Origin of the sequence: Paenibacillus sp. BK033 (assembly GCF_004345425.1) — a bacterium.
GTDB lineage: Bacteria > Bacillota > Bacilli > Paenibacillales > Paenibacillaceae > Pristimantibacillus.
Window position 1 is genome coordinate 1 of the sequence record NZ_SLVP01000031.1, and the last position, 2,022, is coordinate 2,022.

Here is a 2,022-nt window from a genome sequence, read left to right on the forward strand (position 1 = left end):
AGCTGGCCAGCGTCGTGGACCCATTAACATCATACCAAGGAGTCTTTTTGTTTCTCAAACCTCGTATTTCTTCATTATAGGAATGCTGCCCGTTAACGTAATAAAGCTGCTGGTTGCATGCCGGCAGCTTTATTCGTTCGTTTGGCTATTCAACTATCGTTCTCCGTCCCTCGTTTTTAAGGGTTTATCTCACATATACTCACTCATTCGCAGGATTTCGTCACCTTGGATCATGTCCATCTCAGGAAACAGCGCAGTTGATACCGTATGAGGTGGTTGGCTGGGCATGCGGAAATAGAGGAAGACTCAGGAAATATTCCCCAGACTGTTTCTACTGCACGCATACCCCACAGGATCCTTGGAGGTTCACCCTCCCACAACTCAACGGGTCAATGCCCTTACATTCCTTCGTTATACCTGTCCAAGGTGTGGAGACCGATAGCGTTTAGCGGATGGGTCGTAGCCCTTATGGAGAACGAACTCGGTCCTCCGTGCTTTCTTTGTGAAATCCCGCGAATGAGTCAATATACGTGATTACTTTTGATTTAAGCTGCTTCTGACCAGGTTAAGACGGTTTTTTCTGGCGTGAACTTTTCTCCTCGTTGAACAATACCAACTAGTATTCGTGCCAACTTTCCTATTAGCTTAAATATGGATTGCTGCTTTTTCATCTTCTTTTCTTGCACATTATGTTCATGCAGATGACGGAAAACAGGGTTGTTCCAAACGAGCTGAACAGTTGCAAGATAGAGATATTTTCGCAAGGCAGAGTCTCCTCGTTTCGAAAGAACTATTTGGCCTTTCCGCCTACCAGATGAACTTTCAGCCAGATTTAGGCCAGCCTTACGCATTACCTGACGTCCATGCGCATACTGCCTCAGATCCCCAGTACCAGCTAAAATAGCCGCAGTGAAGATCTTCCCAAGTCCTTTTATGGTACGAAGCTGCTGCGCCATAGGAATCTCTGAAAGCAATACTTCGATGTCCCTTTCAATCTGTTCAAGCATCGTAGTAACACGCTCAAATTCTTCAATGAGCCGTCTTAAATCTGCTTTTGCTTCTTCTGCAGCGGCTTGTTCTCCAACACTACATTTCGCTCGTGCGATAAGTTGTGCAGCCTTCTCAAACCCTGTTGAGCCCCCAACTCGCTGCATATGCACTCTCCAGGCGTCAATGACATCATGTACTATATAGTTCTCGAGATCCTGTGGGCAAGGGAAGGTTTTGAGGGTCGCCATCGAACGCTTACAAGTCCAGTCCTTGAATACAGAAGGATATTCGGGAAACCGAATGTCCAGCCAGCGTACGATCCGATTCTGCAACCGTACACTACATGTCACCCAAAATTCCCGGTCGCTCATTATGGTCTTCAATCGTTGGAATACAAGTGATTGACGTGTATATTCGTAGTAAAAGCCCCGGCTGACTGAGTCTGCGATAGTAAGAGCATCTTTAGGGTCATTCTTTGATGGGCTATTATCTCGGTTTTCTTTGTTTCTCTTTGTTGTGGCTGGATTTACCATGACCACGTGTATTCCCTTATCTGATAACCAGTTGGCCAGGTTAAACCAGTAATGGCCTGTTGGCTCCATACCGATAATGAGCCTCTTTAATCGGTGTTTTTGCAGTAACTCCGTCATCCAGCGGTTCAATTTTTCAAAGCCTTCAATACTATTTGAGAATGAGAGATGACGTTTGGAAACCACGATTCCTCGGAAATTCGTAGCTTGTGCCACATGGGTTTCTTTGGCCATGTCGATTCCTATAACAAGATGTGCGGTGGTAATTTGTTGAATGCGTTGATTTTGAGCGTCTGATTGCTTAAACTTCATAGTAAGAGCGCCTCCTTGATGTGTTGTCGACAAACCCATCATAACGAGGCGCTCCTTTTTTTACAAAGCCCATTTCTTAGGCTCTACAGGAATGTTTAGTTCACCAGAAAGTGACTGTCAGCAATATTTACCATGGTCCTTAGTATATCTGTACATTGCATAGTAATGAATCTATGAATCTAATATATGA

1 protein-coding gene is annotated in these 2,022 nt (G+C 44.8%); it reads right to left on the reverse strand.

Annotation, left to right across the window (positions count from 1 at the left end):
• Nucleotides 1-545: 545 nt before the first annotated feature.
• Nucleotides 546-1,832: an IS110 family RNA-guided transposase gene (locus EV294_RS30120; RefSeq protein ID WP_132313686.1), complete on the reverse strand. Its 1,287-nt coding sequence runs from the start codon at nucleotides 1,830-1,832 to the stop codon at nucleotides 546-548.
• Nucleotides 1,833-2,022: the final 190 nt, after the last annotated feature.

Coding starts and splice junctions, on each gene's coding strand:
- EV294_RS30120 (WP_132313686.1), bottom strand. CDS start 1,832: ATGAAGTTTAAGCAATCAGACGCTCAAAATCAACGCATTCAACAAATT.